This window comes from Streptomyces sp. NPDC057249 (assembly GCF_042669245.1).
Lineage (GTDB): Bacteria > Actinomycetota > Actinomycetes > Streptomycetales > Streptomycetaceae > Streptomyces.
The window spans coordinates 55,127-73,192 of sequence record NZ_JBHUXS010000005.1 but is presented as its reverse complement, the minus strand read 5'-3'; the positions used below and the strand labels follow the sequence as shown (position 1 = coordinate 73,192).

Here is an 18,066-nt window from a genome sequence, read left to right as displayed (position 1 = left end):
CGGCACGGGGGGTGAAGGGGCTGGTTTACCAATCGATCACCCAAACGAGTGAGCCGAGGGCGGAAATTCTCGCGCGGCGGGCCGGTGGGGCGTAACCCTGCTTGGCATGGGATCGACAGTGCTCAGCCTGCGCATAGACGGTGAGCTGCTCGACCGGCTCAAGCAGCATGCCGCAAAACGCGGAATGAGCGTCCAGGACTATGTGGTCCGGACGCTCATTCGCGACGACTTCGACGAGCGCTTCCAGGCGGCCGTCGAGGAGACGGAGAAGTTCTACGGGCCGGAGAAGCTCTGCCCCGCGGACGGCGTGCCGGCCGAGGAGGTCAACTGACCCCCGGGGCCGGCCCGCGCCCCGCCCTTACGTGAGGCCGAGCGCCGGCATCATGTAGTAGAAGACGAAGACCGCCGACACCGCGTACATCGCCACCGGCACCTCCCGGCCCCGCCCGGTGGCCAGCCGCAGCACGCTGAACGCGATGAAGCCGATGCCGATGCCGTTGGTGATCGAGTACGTGAACGGCATCATGACCATGGCGAGGAACGCCGGGATCGCGAGCGTGAAGTCGCTCCAGTCGATGTCCCGCACCGAGCCCGCGATGATCAGGAAGCCCACCGCCAGCAGGGCGGGGGTGGCCGCCTGCGAGGGCACCATCGTCGCCAGCGGCGTGAGGAACAGCGCCACCGTGAACAGCAGCCCGGAGACGATGCTGGCCAGACCCGTGCGCGCGCCCTCGCCGACGCCCGCCGTGGACTCCACGAAGCAGGTCGAGGCGGAGGAGGAGGTGGCCCCGCCGGCGGCGACCGCGACACCGTCCACGAAGAGCACCCGGTTGATGCCCGGGAAGTTGCCCTTGGCGTCCGTCAGCTTCGCCTCGTCGCCGACGCCGAGGATGGTGCCCATCGCGTCGAAGAAACAGGACAGCAGCACGGTGAAGACGAACAGGATGCCGGTCAGGACGCCGACCTTGTCGAAGCCGCCGAACAGGCTGAACTGCCCCAGCAGGCCGAAGTCCGGGGTGGCCACGGGATTGCCCGGCCACTCCGGCACGGTCAGCCCCCACGCCTCGCCCGGCAGGTCGGCGACCGCGTCGATGATCAGCGCGACGACGGTCATCGCCACGATGGAGATCAGGATCGCGCCCGGCACCTTGCGGACGATCAGGATCAGGGTGAGCAGCGCGCCCAGTACGAAGACCAGGACCGGCCAGCCGTTGAGGTGGCCGTCGGAGCCGAGCTGGAGCGGCACGGTGGTGTGCGCGGCGTCCGGGATGCGGGAGACGAAGCCCGAGTCGACCAGGCCGATGAGCAGGATGAACAGGCCGATACCGATCGCGATGCCCTTGCGCAGCGAGCCCGGTACGGCGTTCATCACGCGTTCCCGCAGCCCGGTCGCGACCAGCAGCATGACCACGATGCCCGCGAGGACCACCATGCCCATGGCGTCGGGCCAGCTCATCCGGGGGGCGAGCTGGAGGGCGACGACGGTGTTGACGCCGAGGCCGGCGGCCAGCGCGATGGGCACGTTGCCGATGACGCCCATGAGCAGCGTGGAGAACGCGGCGGTGAGCACGGTCGCGGTGACCAGCTGGCCGCCGTCGAGCTGGTGGCCGTACATGTCCTTCGCGCTGCCCAGGATGATCGGGTTCAGCACGATGATGTAGGCCATCGCGAAGAAGGTCGCGAATCCGCCACGGATCTCGCGGGCTACCGACGACCCCCGCTCGGAGATCTTGAAGAAGCGGTCCAGGCCGCCCGAGGGCTGGGAGGCCGGAGGCGGCGTGGCGTCGACCTTAGCGGTGGCCGAGGGGGACATGTATGACCTCAGTACGTACGTAGAGGGGATCAAAAGTGGTCGGCTTTGGACTTTCACACGAATAATTCGAGCCAGCCATAAGCAGATTCAGTATGAATACATAAGGCGAAGATCGCTATCTCCGCGCGTAGACCCTTGAGCCGACTGGCCCGGCCGCGCTTGTGTACGCGCCGCATACACTGGCCGCATGGCGAAGTGGACACCCAAGCACGAGGCACCGGAGCCCTTGGAGGGCCCGGTCGTCGCGACCATCACCGGCGGCACGATCCTCTGGTTCGTCCTCTTCCTCGTCCAGATCCCCTTCTACAGCTGGTTCGACGACCACGGCCACCTGTGGTGGGTGTGGACCTGCCTGGCCGGCGCGGGCCTCGGCCTGATCGGCATCTGGTACGTACGGGGCCGTGACGCGGCCCTCAAGCGCGCGGCGGCGGCGACGGCGGCACAGGGCGACTGAGCCCTCGTACAACCACGGGACGATTCCCGTCGTCCCCCGGTACGGTCTTCGCCCGCTCCGGCGGGTGTCCCGGACCATCCGCCCGTACCGTCGGAACCATGACGCAGCGGACATCCGAACGATCCGGGGAGCAGCACGCCGGCGCTCCCGGGCGCGGGCTGACGGCGGCCGAGGTCGCCGAGCGAATATCGCGGGGCGAGGTCAACGACGTACCGGTGCGGTCCTCGCGGTCGCTGGCCGAGATCGTCCGGGCCAACGTCTTCACCCGGTTCAACCTGATCATCGGCGTGCTCTGGGTGATCATGCTGTCCGTCGCGCCGATCCAGGACAGCCTGTTCGGCTTCGTGATCATCGCCAACACCGGCATCGGCATCATCCAGGAGTGGCGGGCCAAGAAGACGCTGGACAGCCTCGCGGTCATCGGCGAGGCGAAGCCCGTCGTCCGGCGCGACGGGACGGCCGCCGAGATCCACACCTCCGAGATCGTCCTGGGCGACCTGGTCGAGCTGGGCCCCGGGGACAAGGTCGTCGTGGACGGCACGGTCGCCGAGGCGGACGGCCTGGAGGTGGACGAGTCCCTGCTCACCGGCGAGGCGGACCCGGTCCTCAAGAAGACCGGCGACACGGTGATGTCCGGCAGCTTCGTCGTCGCCGGCGGCGGCGCGTTCACCGCGACGAAGGTGGGGCGCGAGGCGTACGCCGCTCAGCTCGCCGAGGAGGCGTCCCGCTTCACGCTCGTCCGGTCGGAGCTGCGCAGCGGCATCTCGACCATCCTGAAGTACATCACCTGGATGATGGTGCCGACCGCGACCGCCCTGGTGATCAGCCAGCTGGTGGTCAAGGACAACAACTTCAAGGACTCCGTCGCCCGCACCGTCGGCGGGATCGTCCCGATGATCCCGGAGGGCCTGGTCCTGCTGACCTCGGTGGCCTTCGCGATCGGCGTCGTGCGCCTGGGCCGCAAGCAGTGCCTGGTGCAGGAGCTGCCCGCGATCGAGGGCCTGGCCCGGGTCGACGTCGTCTGCCTGGACAAGACCGGCACGCTCACCGAGGGCGGCATGGACGTCACCGAGCTGCGTGCGCTGGGCGGCTCCGAGGAACCGTATCTGCGCAGCGTCCTGGCAGCCTTCGGCGCGTCCGAGCCCCGGCCGAACGCCAGCCTCCAGGCCATCATCGACGCCTACCCCGCCCCGGCGGACGGCGGCTGGACGACCACCGGAACCCTGCCCTTCTCCTCCGCCCGCAAGTACAGCGGCGCCGCGTTCACCGAGGACGGCGGCGCCTCCTCCGCCTGGCTGCTCGGCGCGCCCGACGTGCTGCTGTCCGAGGACGACCCGGCGCTCGCGGAGATCGGGCACCTCAACGAACAGGGCCTCCGGGTGCTGCTCCTCGCCCGGGCGCGGGGCGAGCTGGACGCGCCGGACGCGGCCGAGGGAGCGGAGCCGGCCGCGCTCGTCGTACTGGAACAGCGGCTCCGGCCCGACGCGGGGCGGACCCTCGCGTACTTCGGCGAGCAGCGGGTCGCCACGAAGGTGATCTCCGGCGACAACGCGGTCTCGGTCGGCGCGGTGGCCGCGAAGCTCGGGATGGAGGGCGCGGATCACCCGCTGGACGCGCGCCGGATGCCGGAGGACGCGGACGAGATGGCCACCGCGATGGAGCAGAACGCGGTGTTCGGCCGGGTCACCCCGCAGCAGAAGCGGGAGATGGTCGCCGCCCTCCAGTCACGGGGCCACACGGTCGCGATGACCGGCGACGGCGTCAACGACGTCCTCGCGCTGAAGGACGCCGACATCGGCGTCTCCATGGGCTCGGGCTCCGAGGCGACGCGCGCGGTCGCCCAGATCGTGCTGCTGAACAACAGCTTCGCGACCCTGCCGTCCGTGGTCGCCGAGGGCCGCCGGGTGATCGGCAACATCACCCGGGTCGCCACCCTGTTCCTGACCAAGACCGTGTACTCGGTGCTGCTCGCCGTCCTGGTGGTCTGCTTCCAGGTCGAGTACCCGTTCCTGCCGCGCCACCTGACCCTGCTGTCCACGCTGACGATCGGCGTCCCGGCGTTCTTCCTGGCCCTCGCCCCGAACAAGGAGCGCGCCCAGCCGCACTTCGTACGCCGCGTCATGCGGTACGCGATCCCCTCGGGCGTGATCGCCGCCGCCGCGACCTTCGTGATGTACCTGATCGCCCGGCACCACTACTCCGGTACGGGGGCGCTGAACGCGGAGACGAGCGCGGCCACCCTCACGCTGTTCCTGGTCTCGATGTGGGTCCTGGCGATCATCGCCCGCCCGTACACCTGGTGGCGGATCTGCCTGGTGGCCGCGATGGGCCTGGCGTTCGTGGTGGTGCTCGCGGTGCCGTGGCTCCAGGACTTCTTCGCGCTCAAGCTGGTGGGCACCGAGATGCCCTGGACGGCGGTGGGCATCGCGGTCGTGGCGTCGGTGGCGCTGGAGTACGCGTGGCGGCTGGTGGGCCGCCGCTTCGGAGGGTGAAACGGCGGCCCCGGGCTCAGTCGAACCAGCGGTCCCGGGCCAGTTCGTCCGTGCGGGACGGGTCCTCCAGGAGCGCCGCGACCTCGAAGCGGCGGGGCCACTGGCCGGAGGCCCAGGCCAGGCCCGCCGCGACGCCCTCCAGCGTCGCGGCGTGCACCACGCTGTCCGGGGTGCGCCGCCAGTCCAGCTCCACGCCGCCCGCGCGGAGTTCGCCGTGTTCGACGTACGTGTCCGGGGTGGCGGGTCCGAGCAGGACGCGCACGGACTCGGGCACCTCGTGCTCCTCGCCGTCGCTCGTGACCCCGGCCTCGACGCTCTCGCCGAGCCGCCGCACCTGGAACAGCTCGGCCAGCTCCGCCGCGTGCGCCGGGGCGACGGGCAGCAGCGGCAGCCCCCCGGTCAGCGGCAGCAGGTCCGGCGCGTCCGCGATCACCGCGTCCGCCGCGTCGACCACCCGCACCTCGCCGTCCACGACCGCCCGCAGCTCGTCCGGCAGCGTGACCTGCTCCGGGTCGAGCGCGGACAGCGCAGTGTAGAGGGCGTGCAGGTGGACGCCGGTGACCGGGCGGTCCTCGTCGGCGAGCCGGCCCAGGAGCTCGGCCGCCCCGCCCGGCTCGTCCAGGAGGGCGGCGACCGAGGTCCGCACGCCCAGGGCGCGCAGCACCTCGGCGTCGTCGAAGCCGGTCGCGTCGGCGGAGTCGTACAGCCCGGCGAGCCGGGGGTCGCCACCGTGGGCGCGCAGGCCCGCCGGGCGGCGGCCGTCGAGCACCGGGTGGCCGCGCAGCCACCACGCGGTGTAGGGGCGGACGGACTCCGTGGTGCCGTCCGGGAGCAGCACCCGGACCGGCTGGGTGAGCGCGTCCCGCAGCGGCGGCTGCGCGAGCATCGCGAGGGCCTGCGGCCAGGCGTCGTCGTCCACCAGGTCCAGATCGCGTACGGCGACCAGCTCGGTGGCGACCGGCGGCACCGGACTGTCGGGGAGCTGGTCGAGGATGTCCTCGCACCACACGTCCACCGCGTCCAGCAGCCCGGCGTCGTCCGGCTCCGCGAAGTCGCTGTCCCGGGGCTCCAGTTCGTCCGGGTCCAGGACGACGTCGGTGGCCCGTACGAGCGCGAAGGTGGCGAGCACCCCGCAGGCGGTGAGCGGCTGTTCGCCCCAGCGCTCGGCCAGCTCCGTGTCGCACAGCGCGAGTTCGCCCTCGCGCATGACTCCGGCGAACGGGCTGTCCGGCAGCACGAGTTCCCCGGCGGGGGCGAGCTCGCCGTCCTCGTCGGGCAGCGCGAGCGCGCCGAGCCAGGGCTCCTCGCCCGGTTCCAGGGCGGCGTCGCGGACCAGCGTGAGCACGGTCTCCACCAGCTCGTCGCCGTCGAGCGCGTCCTCGTCCCAGACCTCGCCCGCGTCCAGGGACCCGGCGACGGCCGCCCGCACCTGCGGGGTCGTCAGCACGGCGCGCGGCGTGGCGGGCAGGGCCCCCAGCTTCTCCAGGAGCGGGTGGGCGGCGTCCGGGTGCGCGACCTTGAGCCCGAGCCGGCCGAGGCGGTCGAGAACGGCTCCGGACAGGGCGTCCGGCAGCGGGAGCAGGACCTGGCGGGGGCCGACGGTCGTACGGGGAGGGGCGTCCGGGGTGGCGCCCGCCAGCGGCACCGGGAGACCCGACAGCCGGTCCGGGTCCACGCCGGCCAGGCTGTCGTAGAGCCGTCGCCACCAGGCGGGTTCGCGCTCCAGACCGGCCAGGCGGTCGATCGCCTCGGTCAGCGGGACGCGGGCGACGCCGAGCGTACGCAGCTCGACGCGCCGTTCCAGACCGGCCGGCAGCAGGCACGGCAGCACCTCGGCCAGCACGGCGACCATCGCCGCGCCGGCGCCCTCCACCACCTCGGCCTCGACGGGGCGCAGCCCGACGGTGTCCTTGTCTTTCCGGAGGCCCTCGTCCCAGTCCTCCCAGCGCTCCGGTTCGCGCGGGGCGGCGGGCTCCAGGAACGCCACGCGCGGCAGCCGCTCCAGGATCGCGCCGCGCAGCGCGCCGTCGAGCCCGCCCTGCCCGAGGGGGCCCGGGACCAGGGAGATCGTCGCGACGGACACCGGCTCCCAGTCGCCGAGCAGCTCCGCGTACGCGTCGGCGGCGCGCTGCACCAGGAAGTCGGTGAGCGGTCCGGGGGCGGGGTGCCTGCGGGTGGTGTCCAGCGGCAGCGAGGCGATCAGCAGCGCGGGCAGGCCGAGCGGTTCGTCGGTGGGCGTCGGCGCGTGGACGACGGGTGCGGTACGGGGGTGGACCGGGGCGCCGTCCGCGTCCACCGGGACGGCCCAGGTCACCGACCAGTGCGGGCGGAGGCGTTCCTCCAGCGGGCGGTCGGCGAGCAGGGCGGGCTCGACCGGGCCCTGGTGGACGGCGGTGCGCCAGCGGTTCGTGCCGTGCGCGGAGTCCTCGATGTGCGTGTACGGGCCGTGCTGGGAGCGGCGGAGGGTGCGGACGCCCTCCGGGGTCTCCACGACCACCTCTTCCAGGCCGGTGAGCGTGAGGAGCAGGGCGTCGTCCACGGCGGCGAGGAGCCGGCCGACCAGGTCCTCGGCGACGCCGTCGCGCAGCGGCAGCACCACGACGGTGTCGTAGCCGTCGGGCGCGGTGCCCTCGGCGGGCAGCGGGAGGCGGAGCAGCGGTACGTGGCCGTCGCGGCGGCGCAGCTCGTCGCCGAGTCCGGGGCTGCCGACGGCGGCCTCCCGGGCGAGTTCGCGGGCCTCCGCCAGGGACCAGCGGACGCCGCCGTGCCGTCCGGTGACCGCCGGCTCGTCGCTCACCGCGAGCACGGCGGCGAACCCGACGCCGAACCGGCCCACGGCGCCCTCGTGTCCCTCGCGCTTCGCGGACGCGCGCAGCGTGGACAGCGACTCGACGCCGGTGGCGTCCAGGGGGGCGCCGGTGTTCGCCGCGGCGAGTACGGCCGGGGTGCCGTCCGTTGCCGGGTGCAGGGTGAGCCGCAGGCGGCCGGGGACTCCGGCGCGGGCGGCGGCGTCGGCGGCGTTCTGGGCCAGCTCGACCACGAGGCGGTCGCGGTAGCCGCCGAGCGCGAGGTCCTCCTCGGCGTTGGCGTCCTCGCGGAACCGGGCCGGTCCCGCGCCCCAGGCGGCGAGCACGCCACGCCGCAGCCGCGCGGTGCCGAACGGGTCGCCCTCCGTCGCGTTGATGCCCATGGGGTACTCCCTCTGCCGGTCCGGAACGCGTACCCCGCGAAGCTACCGGGTACGGCCCGGGCCCACCCACTCACCGCCCCCGGGGGCGCGGGCCCCCCGCCCGAAGGGTTCCGTCCTCAATCGCCGGACGGGCTGGGGTTCACGCCGGACGGGCCGGGTTGGCCGCCGGGTTCCGCTGGGACCCCGCACCGCACCCAAAGACCGGCACCGGCCACATCAAGCCCGTCCGGCGATTGAGGACGGAACCGGCCCGCCGGAGCACCCGAACCACTCCGGGCCCGGCCGGCCACTCAAGCCCGTCCGGCGATTGAGGACGGAACCGGTGCGCCGGAGCGGCCGGGCTACGCGGGGTCCCGGTCCTCCGGGGTCCCCGAGGCGGCAGCCTCACCGTGCAGCGGATACTCATCCACCCGCACCGTGTCCAACGCATGCGGCACCGCCGCAGGCGGCTTCGGCATGACAGCCGCCTCCGAGTGCCCCCCGCACCCGTACGACAGCGACACCACATGCCCGTCCGCCGGACCGAACTCGTTCGCGCACACGCCGAACGCCTGCCGCAGCGAGCCGGCCAGCGGCATCAGGAAGGCGCACGACGCGCACGACGCCGGCGCGGCCTGCGCCATCGGCGTCTTCGGGCCGAACTCCTCGTCCCAACGGTCCGCCGCCGCGTGCAGCCCGTAACGGGACAGCACCCGCGCCCGCCGCAGGCCCAGCTCCTCCGCCACCGCCGCGATCGACCCGCGCCTCGGCGCCTCCGGGCGCGTCGTCAGCTCGGCGTCCTCCACGTCGACGACGTCGGCCAGCTCACCGGTGACCGCGGCGACCGCCGAGTTCGGCGGAACCTCGTCCGCGCCGGTGTACCCCGGCTCCAGCCGAAGGTCGTCCGCCTCGGTCGGCAGCAGGTCGCCCGGCCCCATGTCGCCCGGCCGCAGCCGCTCGCTCCACGGCACCCACTCCGGCGCGAGCAGCGCGTCGCTGCCGGGCAGCAGCACGGTCTCGTCCAGGGTGACGTTCTTCGCGCGGGAGGCCCGGGCGACCGTCACGGCCCAGCGCCAGCCCCGGTAGCCGGGGTCCTTGCACTCGAAGTAGTGCGTGACGACCCGGTCCCCCTCGGAGACCACCGCCACATGCTCACCCACGATCCCCGGCGCGGCCGCCTCCTCCGCCGCCGCGCGGGCGAGGTCTACCGCCTCGGCGCACAGACGGTCGGGAGCGGGGGTACGGGCGGTACGGGCCGTACGGCCTCGCGTCGTCGCAGCACTCACAGGTCTCGCTTCTCTCCTACGCCAGTCTCACGAGCGCGCCAGCACATCGGCCATCGATTTCGGCCATACGGTCGCGGACGGAGCGGACCTGGGGGCCGCGTCGACGTCCGCACCCGTTGAGCCGACCTCGGGCACGCCTTCCACGATCCATTCTGCGGGATCGCCGAGAGGCGCGCGGCCGAGAACAACCGCCGGTGGCGCGCTACGCACGCTACCCTCTCCGCCGCTCCCCGCCCACCTGCCGTCCGAAACGCCGCCGTATCCGCACCCCGCGCCACCCCGTGACCGGCTCCGCGATCCGGCCCGGCACTGGCCCGACGGGGCGGTCCCGACCGCGCCCCGCCGGGAGACCGGTTCGCATGGCCCGGTCCTGGGGCACTATGACCAAGTGGCTTCAGCCAGGTCGCACGACGGTCCCGGCCCGCTCCGCAGTGCGGGCCGGTCGATCGGTCATGCCCTGCGCGCCCCCTTCACCGGCACCGCCCGGTCCATTCGCAAGGCGACGCACGCGCACGGGGCCGGTGAGAGCGGCCTCGGCAAGCTGATCGAGCTCCACGCGGTGAACGGCGCGGGCGATGTGATGATCACCGTCGCGCTCGCGTCGACCGTGTTCTTCTCCGTGCCGACGGACCAGGCGCGCGGCCGGGTCGCGCTCTACCTCGCGGTGACGATGGCGCCGTTCATCCTGCTGGCCCCGGTCATCGGCCCGCTCCTGGACCACCTGCCGCACGGCCGCCGCGCCGCGATGGCGGGCTCCATGCTGGCGCGGGCGGTGCTGGCCCTGACCATGTCCGGCGCGGTCGCGACCGGCGACCTGGAGCTGTACCCGGCGGCGCTCGGCGTACTGGTCTGCTCGAAGGCGTACGGGGTGGTGCGCAGCGCCGTGGTGCCCCGGCTGCTGCCACCGAAGTTCTCGTTGGTGAAGGCCAACTCGCGGGTGACCCTGGCCGGGCTGCTGGCGACCGGGGCCGCCGCGCCGGTCGGGGCGGGGCTCCAGACGATCGGCCCGCAGTGGCCGCTGTACGGCGCGTGCGCGATCTTCGGCGGCGGCGCGGTCCTGGCGTTCACGCTGCCGCCCAAGGTGGACTCGGCGAAGGGCGAGCGCCGGGCGCAGCTCGTGCCCCCGCACGGCGGGAGCGCGCCCCACCCGGAGCCACCGCGGCCGTCCGCGACGAAGACCGGGGGAACGAAGACCGGGGCGACGAAGACCGGGGCGACGAAGACGGGGGGCAGGGGCCGCGAGCGGCGGCCGGGGCTGCGGTCGGTCGGCCCGTCCGTGCTGCACGGCCTCCAGGCCAACGCGGCGCACCGCGCGCTCTCCGGGTTCCTGATCTTCTTCCTGGCGTTCCTGCTGCGCGAGCACCCGCTCGCCGGGCAGAGCGCCGCGATCTCCCTGGGCATCGTCGGCGTGGCGGCGGGCGTGGGCAACGCGCTGGGCACGGCGGTGGGCTCCTGGCTGCGGGCGCGGGGCCCGGAGATCATCGTCGCCTCGGTCCTGGGCGTGGCCCTGGGCGTGGCGGTCCTGGCGGCGGTCTTCTTCTCGACGGTCATGGTGGCCGCGCTCGCCGCGACGGCGGGCCTGACGCAGGCGCTGTCGAAGCTGTCGCTCGACGCGATGATCCAGCGCGATGTGCCGGAGGAGGTGCGGACCTCCGCGTTCGCCCGTTCCGAGACGCTGCTCCAGATGGCCTGGGTGGCGGGCGGCGCGATCGGCATCGCCCTCCCCCTCAACGGCGTACTCGGCATGTCCGTGGCCGCCGGGCTGCTGGCACTGGGCGCCTCCGCCTCCGTACGGGGGCTGCTGGGCGCCGCGCGACGCGGCTCGCCGCACCCCCGCGTGGCGTGAGCGGGAACGACCGATAGCCTTCGGCCCATGACCGTTGCGTTCTTCTCCGGTAAGGGCCGTCGAATCGGCGTCGCTCTTGGTGCCGTGTCCGCGGGACTCCTTGTCCTCTCCGCCTGCGACAAGCCGACGCCGCTCGCCACCGTGACGGTCGGCGACAACTCGGTGAGCGCCGAGGCCGTCTGCTACGACGACGGCAAGGCCCTCAAGAACTCCGAGGCCGAGAAGTGCCTCAACAAGGAGGCGGAGAAGACCGTCGAGGTCGCGATGTCGGACACGGTCCACTTCGGAGTCGACCCGGAGATCGCGGACAACGGCTGGACCCTCTTCATCGAGGGCCAGCGCGGCGAGCCGGAGCCGTTCAAGAAGACCTACCGGTCCATCTCGGGCAGCGCCTTCTTCTCCAGCCAGAGCCAGTCCGGCGAACCGGCCCCGAAGGAGACGCAGATCAGCATCGTGGAGACCAAGGGCGCGAAGGTGATCGGCATCTGGAGCTTCAAGCTGAAGAAGACCGACTGACGTGCGCGTGCTCGTCGTGACCGCGGTCCCGGTGGAACGGGACGCGGTCACGCGTGCGTACGGGGCCGGTCCGGCGGTCCACCGGGTGCGCGGCGCGGAGATCCACCGCGCCGGCCCGCTGGACGTGCTCGCGGGCGGCGCGGGCCCGGCCGCCTCGGCGGCGTCGACGGCGTACGCGCTGGCGGCGGACGGCTACGGCCTGGTGATCTCGGCGGGCATCGGGGGCGGATTCGGGCCGGCCGCACCGGTCGGTTCGCTGGCCGTCTCCCGCCGCATCGTCGCGGCGGACCTGGGCGCCGAGACCCCGGACGGCTTCGTGCCGGTGACCGGGCTCGGCTTCGGCCGCGACGCGCACATCCCGCCCCGCTCCCTCGTCCGCGCCGCCGCCGAGGCGACCGGGGCGACGGCCGGCGACATCCTCACCGTCTCCACCGTGACCGGCACGGCGGACCGCGCCGCGGCCCTGCTGGCCGCCCACCCGAACGCCGTCGCCGAGGCCATGGAGGGCTTCGGGGTCGCCGAGGCGGCGGACCTGGTCGCGGTGCCGGTCCTGGAGATCAGGGCCGTGTCGAACACCGTCGGCCCGCGCGACCGCGACGCCTGGCGCATCGGCGACGCGCTGACCGCGCTGACCGAGGCGTTCGGGAAGCTCATACCCGTACTGGAAGGCTGGACCCGCCATGACCGAGACGACACCGCGCACTGACGCGCTGCGCATCGCCTTCTCGCCCTGCCCGAACGACACGTTCGTCTTCGACGCCTGGGCGCACGGCAGGGTCCCCGGCGCACCGGCGCTGGACGTCACGTTCGCGGACATCGACATCACCAACGGCATGGCCGAGCGCGGCGAGCTGGACGTGCTCAAGGTGTCGTACGCGGTGCTCCCCTGGGTCCTGGAGGAGTACGCGCTCCTGCCGTGCGGCGGCGCGCTGGGCCGGGGCTGCGGCCCGCTCGTCCTCACCCGCGAGGCGGGCACCGACCTGACCGGGAAGACCGTCGCCGTACCGAGCGAGCGCTCGACCGCGTACCTCCTCTTCCGCCTCTGGGCGGCCGACGTGGTGCCGGGCGGGGTCGGCGAGATCGTCGTCATGCCGTTCGACGAGATCATGCCCGCGGTCCGGGACGGCAAGGTCGACGCCGGCCTGGTCATCCACGAGGCGCGCTTCACGTACCAGAACTACGGCCTGCACAACCTGGCCGACATGGGTCGGCACTGGGAGGACACCACCGGCCTGCCGATCCCGCTCGGCGCCATCATCGCGAAGCGCTCGCTGGGCGCGGACACGCTGAAGCTGCTCGCCGAGTCGGCGCGTGCCTCGGTCCGGATGGCGTGGGACGACCCGGAGACCTCCCGCCCGTACGTCCTCGCACACGCCCAGGAGATGGACCCGTCGGTCGCGGACCAGCACATCGGCCTGTACGTGAACGAGTTCACCGCGGACCTGGGCGAGGACGGTTACGCGGCGGTCCGCGGCCTGCTGACCCGTGCCGCGGCGGAGGGCCTGGTCCCGCCGCTGGCGCCGGACGCGCTGTCGTTCGTCTGAACGCACGCTTCCTTCACGTACCGCGCGCCACAAACGCGGTGCGCGGTGCCATGGTTGACCGGCCGGCGTGTCCGACGCCGGTACATGGACCCTGGGGGGTTTTCACATGCGTACCCGCGCCGCCGCGGCCTCCGCGGCCGTCGTCCTGCTCACGCTGCTGGGCTCGGCCGCCTGCTCGGCCTCTTCGGACGGCGCGTCGCCGTCCTCGGAGACCGGGCGGGCGGCCCGGAGCCGGCCCGCGCCCGACCCGTCGAAGTGCGCCGTCCCCACCGACGAGATGCCGGAGGAATGCGAGGTCCACGCGTCCTTCGCGGCCACCCACGAGGCGGTTCCGGCCGAGGGAACGCCGACACCGGCGCCCTGACGCGGAGGTGGGCGCCCCCACCCGCCCGGGGACGCCCACATCGCGGTGTGCCGTCGCGGCTACACGTCGAGCTGGTCCGCGACCGCCCGGAGCAGGCCGGCGATCTTGGCACCCGCCGCCTTGTCGGGGTAGCGGCCGCGTTCCAGCATCGGGGTGATGTTCTCCAGGACGGTCGTCAGGTCCTGGACGATCGATGCCAGCTCGTCCGGCTTGCGGCGCTGGGCCGCCGCGACGGACGGGGTCGGTTCGAGGATCGTCACGGAGAGCGCCTGGTCACCGCGCTGGCCGGCGACCACGCCGAATTCGACGCGCTGACCGGGCTTGAGGGCGTCGACCCCGGCCGGAAGCACGGACGAGTGCACGAAGACGTCGCTGCCGTCGTCGCGGGAGAGGAAGCCGAAGCCCTTCTCGCTGTTGAACCACTTGACCTTGCCAGTCGGCAAAGCACGCACCCCATCTCAACCCGTATGCCGGAACGAATGCCCTCAGCAGGTCAGGCCGTCCTGTGGTCGTGCTCCCCTGCTGGCTGAAGCCTCTACAGGGGAAGTACCCCTCGTCAAGCCTGGTCATCCGGACCGTGTCCGGAAACGGCACCTGCGTCACCCGGACCCGGTTCCGCGCCGCCCGGGAACTACCCTGAGGGCGTGAGTACCTCATCTTCCGGCGCGGGCGACCGGCTGGTCCGGACCGGCGCGATCGTCTTCTTCATCGGCGCCCTCTCCACCCTCGCCACCATGGCCCCGCTCTTCCTCGGCACCCATCCGCTGCCGTCCATCGCGTGGTCCCTCTGCATGCTGATGGGCGTCGGCTTCCTGATCGCCGCGGCGGGCGTGATCCGCTCGGCCCGCGCGGGGTCGCGGGAGCGGTAGGCACACCCTGCCGCCTTTGGCCGGAAATGCGTTGCACTTGCAACGCACCCGGGCGGGGTGGAGTCGATCCTGTCCCTGGTCGGGCTCGCCGCGAAGGACCTGAGCAAAGACGTCAGGGGCTACGGCAGGAACGTGGAGGACGCGGCGTTGTCCGCGGGGACGATCAGCGGTCCCTACTGCGGTGAGGCGCCGGCGGGTCCGGTGGGCGCCGTACCACCGAGCCGAACTACGTTCCCGTAAGGAAACGCCATGACAAGACTGCTGCGCGCACCCCGGGAATGCGGATCGTGGTACTGGGACCTGTACGACTTCGCGGAGCCGGGGCTGAGGTCGGCCCTCGCCGTCGCAGCGCGCATGTGTGACGTTCTGGCCGGGCTCGAACTTCTTACGCCGACCGCGCTCAGATACAGGTGGTACGTCCTGGACGTAGGGGCCACAGGCGTGACAACCACTCTTGGGCTCACCGGGGAACTGAGTGATCCGAGCGTTCCGGAGCGAGTCGTCGGCAGCCGTCCGACAGCACAACCGGCCGCCGATATCGCCGACATCGACGTGCTCGGCGCGGGAAAGTGGATCGACGCGGATGGCCGGTCCTGGACCGAATTCGAGCTGGTGAACCTGAGTCTTTCGACTGCCCCGACCGGCCTCTCGGCGGAGATCAGAGTGCACCACGACGTGTGGGGATGGCATGACTTCGCAGGCCGGCCCCAGCCTGCGGTGTACGAGAAGAACGCGCCACGGCTCACGGCCGCCCTCACCGAACTGACCAGCCTGCTCGGCATGGCCCCCGAGCCCGGGGAACCGACGTACTTCGGAGCTTCTACACGTGAGGGGATCGCCACGCGCGAAGTACAGGAGGACGGCATGGGCCCCGACGTGACCGACAGACTGTGAACGGATTCGTAAAGGCGCCTGCGTGATCACCTCGACTCCTGTCGGCGAGTGGGTATGGGAGCTTTCCCCGGGCCAGGACGCATTCCGGCCCAGCGACGCCGCACGGACTGCGGCAGGACTGTGGGGTCGACTGGCGGACCAGGGTCTCGCCGCATCCGGCGGGACGGCTGCTCTGCGGGTCCTCGACCGGGACAACCCGCGGAACGTCCGGATGGAGCTGAGCGGGCTGGGCCTCGGAGCGCCACCGTGGGCACCGGCTTCGCCCTTCGCCCGGGCGGTGCGGGAGGCGGACGCGCTGGAGGGGGACCTCGTCGTCGTCATTCGTCTCGAGTGCCCGGGGAAATGGCTGGAGCCCGGAGGCACCCACCGCGCCGAAAGGCTGTTCGTCGTTCAGGTGGAGGTATGGGGCGGCACCCTGCTCGTCACGATGCTGGAGACGTACTCCGATGCCTGGCTGACGGTGGACACCCGCGGCAGGGAGCAGCCCGAGGTGCACGCGCTGAACGCGCCCCGGCTCGCCGCCGCGCTAGACGGCATCTCGGCGCTGCTGGGCGGCCCGCCCGAACCGGGTGAGGAGAACAGGTACGCGGCACCGAGCACGACCGGATTCCGGGACGTACGGGCCGAAGGCCCCGCCTACGACGACGCCTGGGGGACCTTCGAGACGCTCGACCGCACACGGCTGCTCGACTCACGTCTGCCCGAGTCCGAGGACGACTACGAGCAGACCGCCGCCGGGCCCGTCCGGTACCTCACGGTTCGGCGGGACGACCGGACACTGGGATTCGTCTGGGCGGCCACCGACGATTCCGCCGCCGGGTACGTGCCCCGTACCGCAGCCGGTGACGAGGCGTTCGACGCCGGAGCCGCTTGGCTGACGGCCCTCAGGGAAGCGCGGCGGAGCGGACTCACCCCCCTCGCGGCACTGCGGGACGCGGGCCTGCGCCCCGCGCCGCCGGAAGCCGGTGTCATCGCCCGGGAGGGGCCCTTGGAAGCACCGTCCCTGGAAGCGTTGGAGGAGCTGTCCGGCCGGTACTGACCGCGCCCACCCGCCCATAACCCCACTCCACGGAGCAGCATGACCCAGGACGTCATCGCCCTCACCCCCCGGATGCCCGACACCAGAAGGGCGTGTGGGTCGAGTCGCCCGTGTGGTGGACCGAGGCGCGGGCGTCCAGTTTCGGCGGCGGAGGCGACGCGGCGCGCGGGGTCCGTCGCGGGACGGCTGACAGCGGTACTCGGGGGGCGCGGTCCGGCCGCCCTGGGCCGGTCACACCGAGGGGCGCCCGGCCTCGCGGGACCCGACACCGTCGCCGGCCTCGGCCTCACCGGCGCGGCTCTCGCCGGCACCGCAGAGCCGAAGGTATAGCTGACTTTTGACGGGGTGTCGGGACTGTGCTTCGCTGCCGTGGGCATGTTGTTCCGCTGCCCGGAAGGCCGCTCTCATGACCCACCTCGTGTCCCTCATCACCCCCGTCCACCGGGCCGGACTCGCGTATCTGCGGGAGACGTACGACTCCCTCGTGGCGCAGGTGCTGCCCGACGGGTGGGAGTGGGAGTGGCTGATACAGGAGGACGGGGCGGGGGTCGGGGCCGCGGAGCTCCTGCCGGACGATCCCCGGATCAAGGTCGCCTCCTCGCGGCGGGGCGGGCCGCACGTCTCGCGGACCGTGGCGCTCGGGCGGTCGTACGGGGAGCTGGTCAAAACGCTGGACGGCGATGATCTGCTGACCGACGGGGCCCTGGCCCGGGACATCCGGGTGCTGACCGAGCGGCCCGAGGTCGGGTGGGTCACCTCGGCGGTGCTCGACCTGATGCCGGACGGCAGCCGCGTCGGCTTCCCCGACCCGGCGGAAGGGCCGGTCGAGCCCGGCACCGTCCTCGCGCACTGGGAGCGGCACCACCGGGCGCAGGTCCACCCGGCCACCCTGTGCGTACGCCGGCAGTTCGTCGTCGCCCTCGGCGGGTGGACCGCCCTCCCGGCCTCGGGCGACACCGGGCTGCTGCTCGGGCTCGACGCGTTCAGTCCGGGCTGGTTCACCGCCGAGGTGGGGCTCCTCTACCGGAAGCACGACGGCCAGATCACCACCGACCCGGCGCACGCGCGGGGGCCCGAGTGGGATGCCCGGATGCGGCTCATCGGGGAGCGGGCGCGGGCCTTCCGGGAGCTGTTCGGTGCGGCCGGCGCGCGTTAGCCCGCGGTGCGCCGCGTGTACGCGTCGAGCCAGGCGGGGAGTTCGGTGAGGGAGGCGAGGACGGTGTCCGCTCCGGCCGTACGGAGTTCCTCCGCGTCGCAGGGGCCCGTCGCGACGCCCACCGGGACGGCGTTCGCGGCCTGGGCGCCGCGGACGTCGCCGATGTGGTCGCCCACGTAGACCGTGGCGCCGTGCTCCTTCAGCGCGACCGCCTTCTGCTCGGCCCAGAGGTTGCCCGCGATGACGTCGGGCTCGATGCCGAGGTGGGCCAGGTGCAGCTTGGCGTTCGGCTCGTACTTGGCGGTGACGACCATGGTGCGGCCGCCGCGCTCCCGTATCGCCTCGATCGCCTCGCGGGCGCCGGGCATGGCGAGGGTCGGCTCGATGGCGTACGCGGGGTACATCGCGCGGTAACGGTTCACCATGGCAGGCACGTCGGCGGGCGGGAACCAGTTCGCCAGCTCGTCCTCCAGCGGGGGACCCAGACGGCTCACCACCAGGTCGGTGTCGATCGGGGTGCCCGTCTCGGCGACCAGGGCCTCGTAGACGGCCTTGATGCCGGGGCGGGAGTCGATGAGCGTCATGTCCAGGTCGAAGCCGACCGTGAGGGGTGAGGGGGTCATG

The 18,066-nt window shown here is 72.9% G+C and carries 18 protein-coding genes; 13 read left to right on the top strand and 5 right to left on the bottom strand.

Translation table 11 applies throughout. The annotated features are described in order from the left end of the window. Positions 1-106: 106 nt before the first annotated feature. On the top strand, positions 107-331 hold the full coding sequence (locus tag ACFUJY_RS11090) for a hypothetical protein (protein ID WP_185992975.1): 225 nt from the start codon (positions 107-109) through the stop codon (positions 329-331). A gap of 27 nt (positions 332-358) precedes the next feature. On the opposite strand, the gene ACFUJY_RS11085 is transcribed toward ACFUJY_RS11090, so the two are convergent. Continuing rightward, positions 359-1,813 (bottom strand): NCS2 family permease, encoded by a 1,455-nt coding sequence (locus ACFUJY_RS11085; RefSeq protein WP_383297591.1) that lies wholly within the window; start codon positions 1,811-1,813, stop codon positions 359-361. 187 nt (positions 1,814-2,000) lie between these two features. On the opposite strand from ACFUJY_RS11085, the gene ACFUJY_RS11080 reads away from it, so the two are divergent. Together ACFUJY_RS11080 and ACFUJY_RS11075 are read left to right on the top strand one after the other, a co-directional pair. Continuing rightward, positions 2,001-2,267, top strand: a complete 267-nt coding sequence (locus tag ACFUJY_RS11080; protein WP_383297589.1) for a DUF2530 domain-containing protein — start codon at positions 2,001-2,003, stop codon at positions 2,265-2,267. 98 nt (positions 2,268-2,365) lie between these two features. Continuing rightward, complete coding sequence (locus ACFUJY_RS11075) at positions 2,366-4,759, top strand: cation-translocating P-type ATPase (protein ID WP_383297587.1); 2,394 nt, start codon at positions 2,366-2,368, stop codon at positions 4,757-4,759. Positions 4,760-4,775: 16 nt separating this feature from the next. Here the strand turns inward: ACFUJY_RS11075 and ACFUJY_RS11070 are convergent, their stop codons facing one another. Next, entirely contained in the window at positions 4,776-7,949 is a 3,174-nt protein-coding gene (locus ACFUJY_RS11070) for a sacsin N-terminal ATP-binding-like domain-containing protein (RefSeq protein WP_383297585.1), read from the bottom strand. A 341-nt stretch (positions 7,950-8,290) separates the two neighbouring features. Further along, complete coding sequence (locus ACFUJY_RS11065; RefSeq protein ID WP_383297583.1) at positions 8,291-9,214, bottom strand: DUF3027 domain-containing protein; 924 nt, start codon at positions 9,212-9,214, stop codon at positions 8,291-8,293. A gap of 388 nt (positions 9,215-9,602) precedes the next feature. Between ACFUJY_RS11065 and ACFUJY_RS11060 the strand changes: the two genes are divergently transcribed. From ACFUJY_RS11060 to ACFUJY_RS11040, 5 genes are all read left to right on the top strand, one after another. After that, the gene (locus ACFUJY_RS11060) at positions 9,603-11,060 is read left to right on the top strand and encodes an MFS transporter (RefSeq protein ID WP_383297581.1); all 1,458 of its coding nucleotides are present in this window, start codon (positions 9,603-9,605) and stop codon (positions 11,058-11,060) included. Between the two features lie 27 nt (positions 11,061-11,087). Then, positions 11,088-11,576, top strand: a complete 489-nt coding sequence (locus ACFUJY_RS11055) for a DUF2771 domain-containing protein (RefSeq protein ID WP_383297579.1) — start codon at positions 11,088-11,090, stop codon at positions 11,574-11,576. Between the two features lies 1 nt (position 11,577). Beyond that, a complete protein-coding gene (locus tag ACFUJY_RS11050) occupies positions 11,578-12,282 on the top strand; it encodes a futalosine hydrolase (protein ID WP_383297577.1) in 705 nt (234 codons plus the stop codon). Then, positions 12,257-13,120 carry a 1,4-dihydroxy-6-naphthoate synthase gene (locus ACFUJY_RS11045; RefSeq protein ID WP_383297575.1) on the top strand — a complete coding sequence of 288 codons (864 nt, stop codon included), beginning with the start codon at positions 12,257-12,259 and terminating at the stop codon, positions 13,118-13,120. The genes ACFUJY_RS11050 and ACFUJY_RS11045 overlap by 26 nt, the downstream gene beginning before the upstream one ends. Positions 13,121-13,226: 106 nt before the next feature. Further along, positions 13,227-13,484 (top strand): hypothetical protein, encoded by a 258-nt coding sequence (locus ACFUJY_RS11040; protein WP_383297573.1) that lies wholly within the window; start codon positions 13,227-13,229, stop codon positions 13,482-13,484. A 59-nt stretch (positions 13,485-13,543) separates the two neighbouring features. On the opposite strand, the gene ACFUJY_RS11035 is transcribed toward ACFUJY_RS11040, so the two are convergent. Next, positions 13,544-13,927, bottom strand: coding sequence for a cold-shock protein (locus ACFUJY_RS11035; RefSeq protein ID WP_383297571.1), 384 nt, complete (start codon positions 13,925-13,927; stop codon positions 13,544-13,546). Between the two features lie 201 nt (positions 13,928-14,128). Between ACFUJY_RS11035 and ACFUJY_RS11030 the strand changes: the two genes are divergently transcribed. The 5 genes from ACFUJY_RS11030 (at position 14,129) to ACFUJY_RS11010 (ending at position 17,442) form a co-directional block, all read left to right on the top strand. After that, a complete protein-coding gene (locus ACFUJY_RS11030; RefSeq protein ID WP_328901497.1) occupies positions 14,129-14,353 on the top strand; it encodes a hypothetical protein in 225 nt (74 codons plus the stop codon). Between the two features lie 57 nt (positions 14,354-14,410). Next, positions 14,411-14,593: a DUF6507 family protein gene (locus ACFUJY_RS11025; protein ID WP_383297569.1), complete on the top strand. Its 183-nt coding sequence runs from the start codon at positions 14,411-14,413 to the stop codon at positions 14,591-14,593. Between the two features lie 9 nt (positions 14,594-14,602). Beyond that, entirely contained in the window at positions 14,603-15,247 is a 645-nt protein-coding gene (locus ACFUJY_RS11020) for a hypothetical protein (protein WP_383297568.1), read from the top strand. Between the two features lie 211 nt (positions 15,248-15,458). Next, positions 15,459-16,286 (top strand): hypothetical protein, encoded by an 828-nt coding sequence (locus ACFUJY_RS11015; RefSeq protein WP_383297566.1) that lies wholly within the window; start codon positions 15,459-15,461, stop codon positions 16,284-16,286. Positions 16,287-16,692: 406 nt separating this feature from the next. Then, positions 16,693-17,442, top strand: coding sequence for a glycosyltransferase (locus tag ACFUJY_RS11010; protein WP_383297564.1), 750 nt, complete (start codon positions 16,693-16,695; stop codon positions 17,440-17,442). Here the strand turns inward: ACFUJY_RS11010 and ACFUJY_RS11005 are convergent. Beyond that, a complete protein-coding gene (locus ACFUJY_RS11005) occupies positions 17,439-18,065 on the bottom strand; it encodes an HAD family hydrolase (protein ID WP_383297563.1) in 627 nt (208 codons plus the stop codon). The genes ACFUJY_RS11010 and ACFUJY_RS11005 overlap by 4 nt on opposite strands. Position 18,066 lies beyond the last annotated feature (1 nt).

Coding starts and splice junctions, on each gene's coding strand:
- ACFUJY_RS11070 (WP_383297585.1), bottom strand. CDS start 7,949: ATGGGCATCAACGCGACGGAGGGCGACCCGTTCGGCACCGCGCGGCTG.
- ACFUJY_RS11080 (WP_383297589.1), top strand. CDS start 2,001: ATGGCGAAGTGGACACCCAAGCACGAGGCACCGGAGCCCTTGGAGGGC.
- ACFUJY_RS11010 (WP_383297564.1), top strand. CDS start 16,693: ATGACCCACCTCGTGTCCCTCATCACCCCCGTCCACCGGGCCGGACTC.
- ACFUJY_RS11015 (WP_383297566.1), top strand. CDS start 15,459: ATGGAGCTGAGCGGGCTGGGCCTCGGAGCGCCACCGTGGGCACCGGCT.
- ACFUJY_RS11075 (WP_383297587.1), top strand. CDS start 2,366: ATGACGCAGCGGACATCCGAACGATCCGGGGAGCAGCACGCCGGCGCT.
- ACFUJY_RS11040 (WP_383297573.1), top strand. CDS start 13,227: ATGCGTACCCGCGCCGCCGCGGCCTCCGCGGCCGTCGTCCTGCTCACG.
- ACFUJY_RS11045 (WP_383297575.1), top strand. CDS start 12,257: ATGACCGAGACGACACCGCGCACTGACGCGCTGCGCATCGCCTTCTCG.
- ACFUJY_RS11005 (WP_383297563.1), bottom strand. CDS start 18,065: ATGACCCCCTCACCCCTCACGGTCGGCTTCGACCTGGACATGACGCTC.
- ACFUJY_RS11020 (WP_383297568.1), top strand. CDS start 14,603: ATGACAAGACTGCTGCGCGCACCCCGGGAATGCGGATCGTGGTACTGG.
- ACFUJY_RS11055 (WP_383297579.1), top strand. CDS start 11,088: ATGACCGTTGCGTTCTTCTCCGGTAAGGGCCGTCGAATCGGCGTCGCT.
- ACFUJY_RS11090 (WP_185992975.1), top strand. CDS start 107: ATGGGATCGACAGTGCTCAGCCTGCGCATAGACGGTGAGCTGCTCGAC.
- ACFUJY_RS11085 (WP_383297591.1), bottom strand. CDS start 1,813: ATGTCCCCCTCGGCCACCGCTAAGGTCGACGCCACGCCGCCTCCGGCC.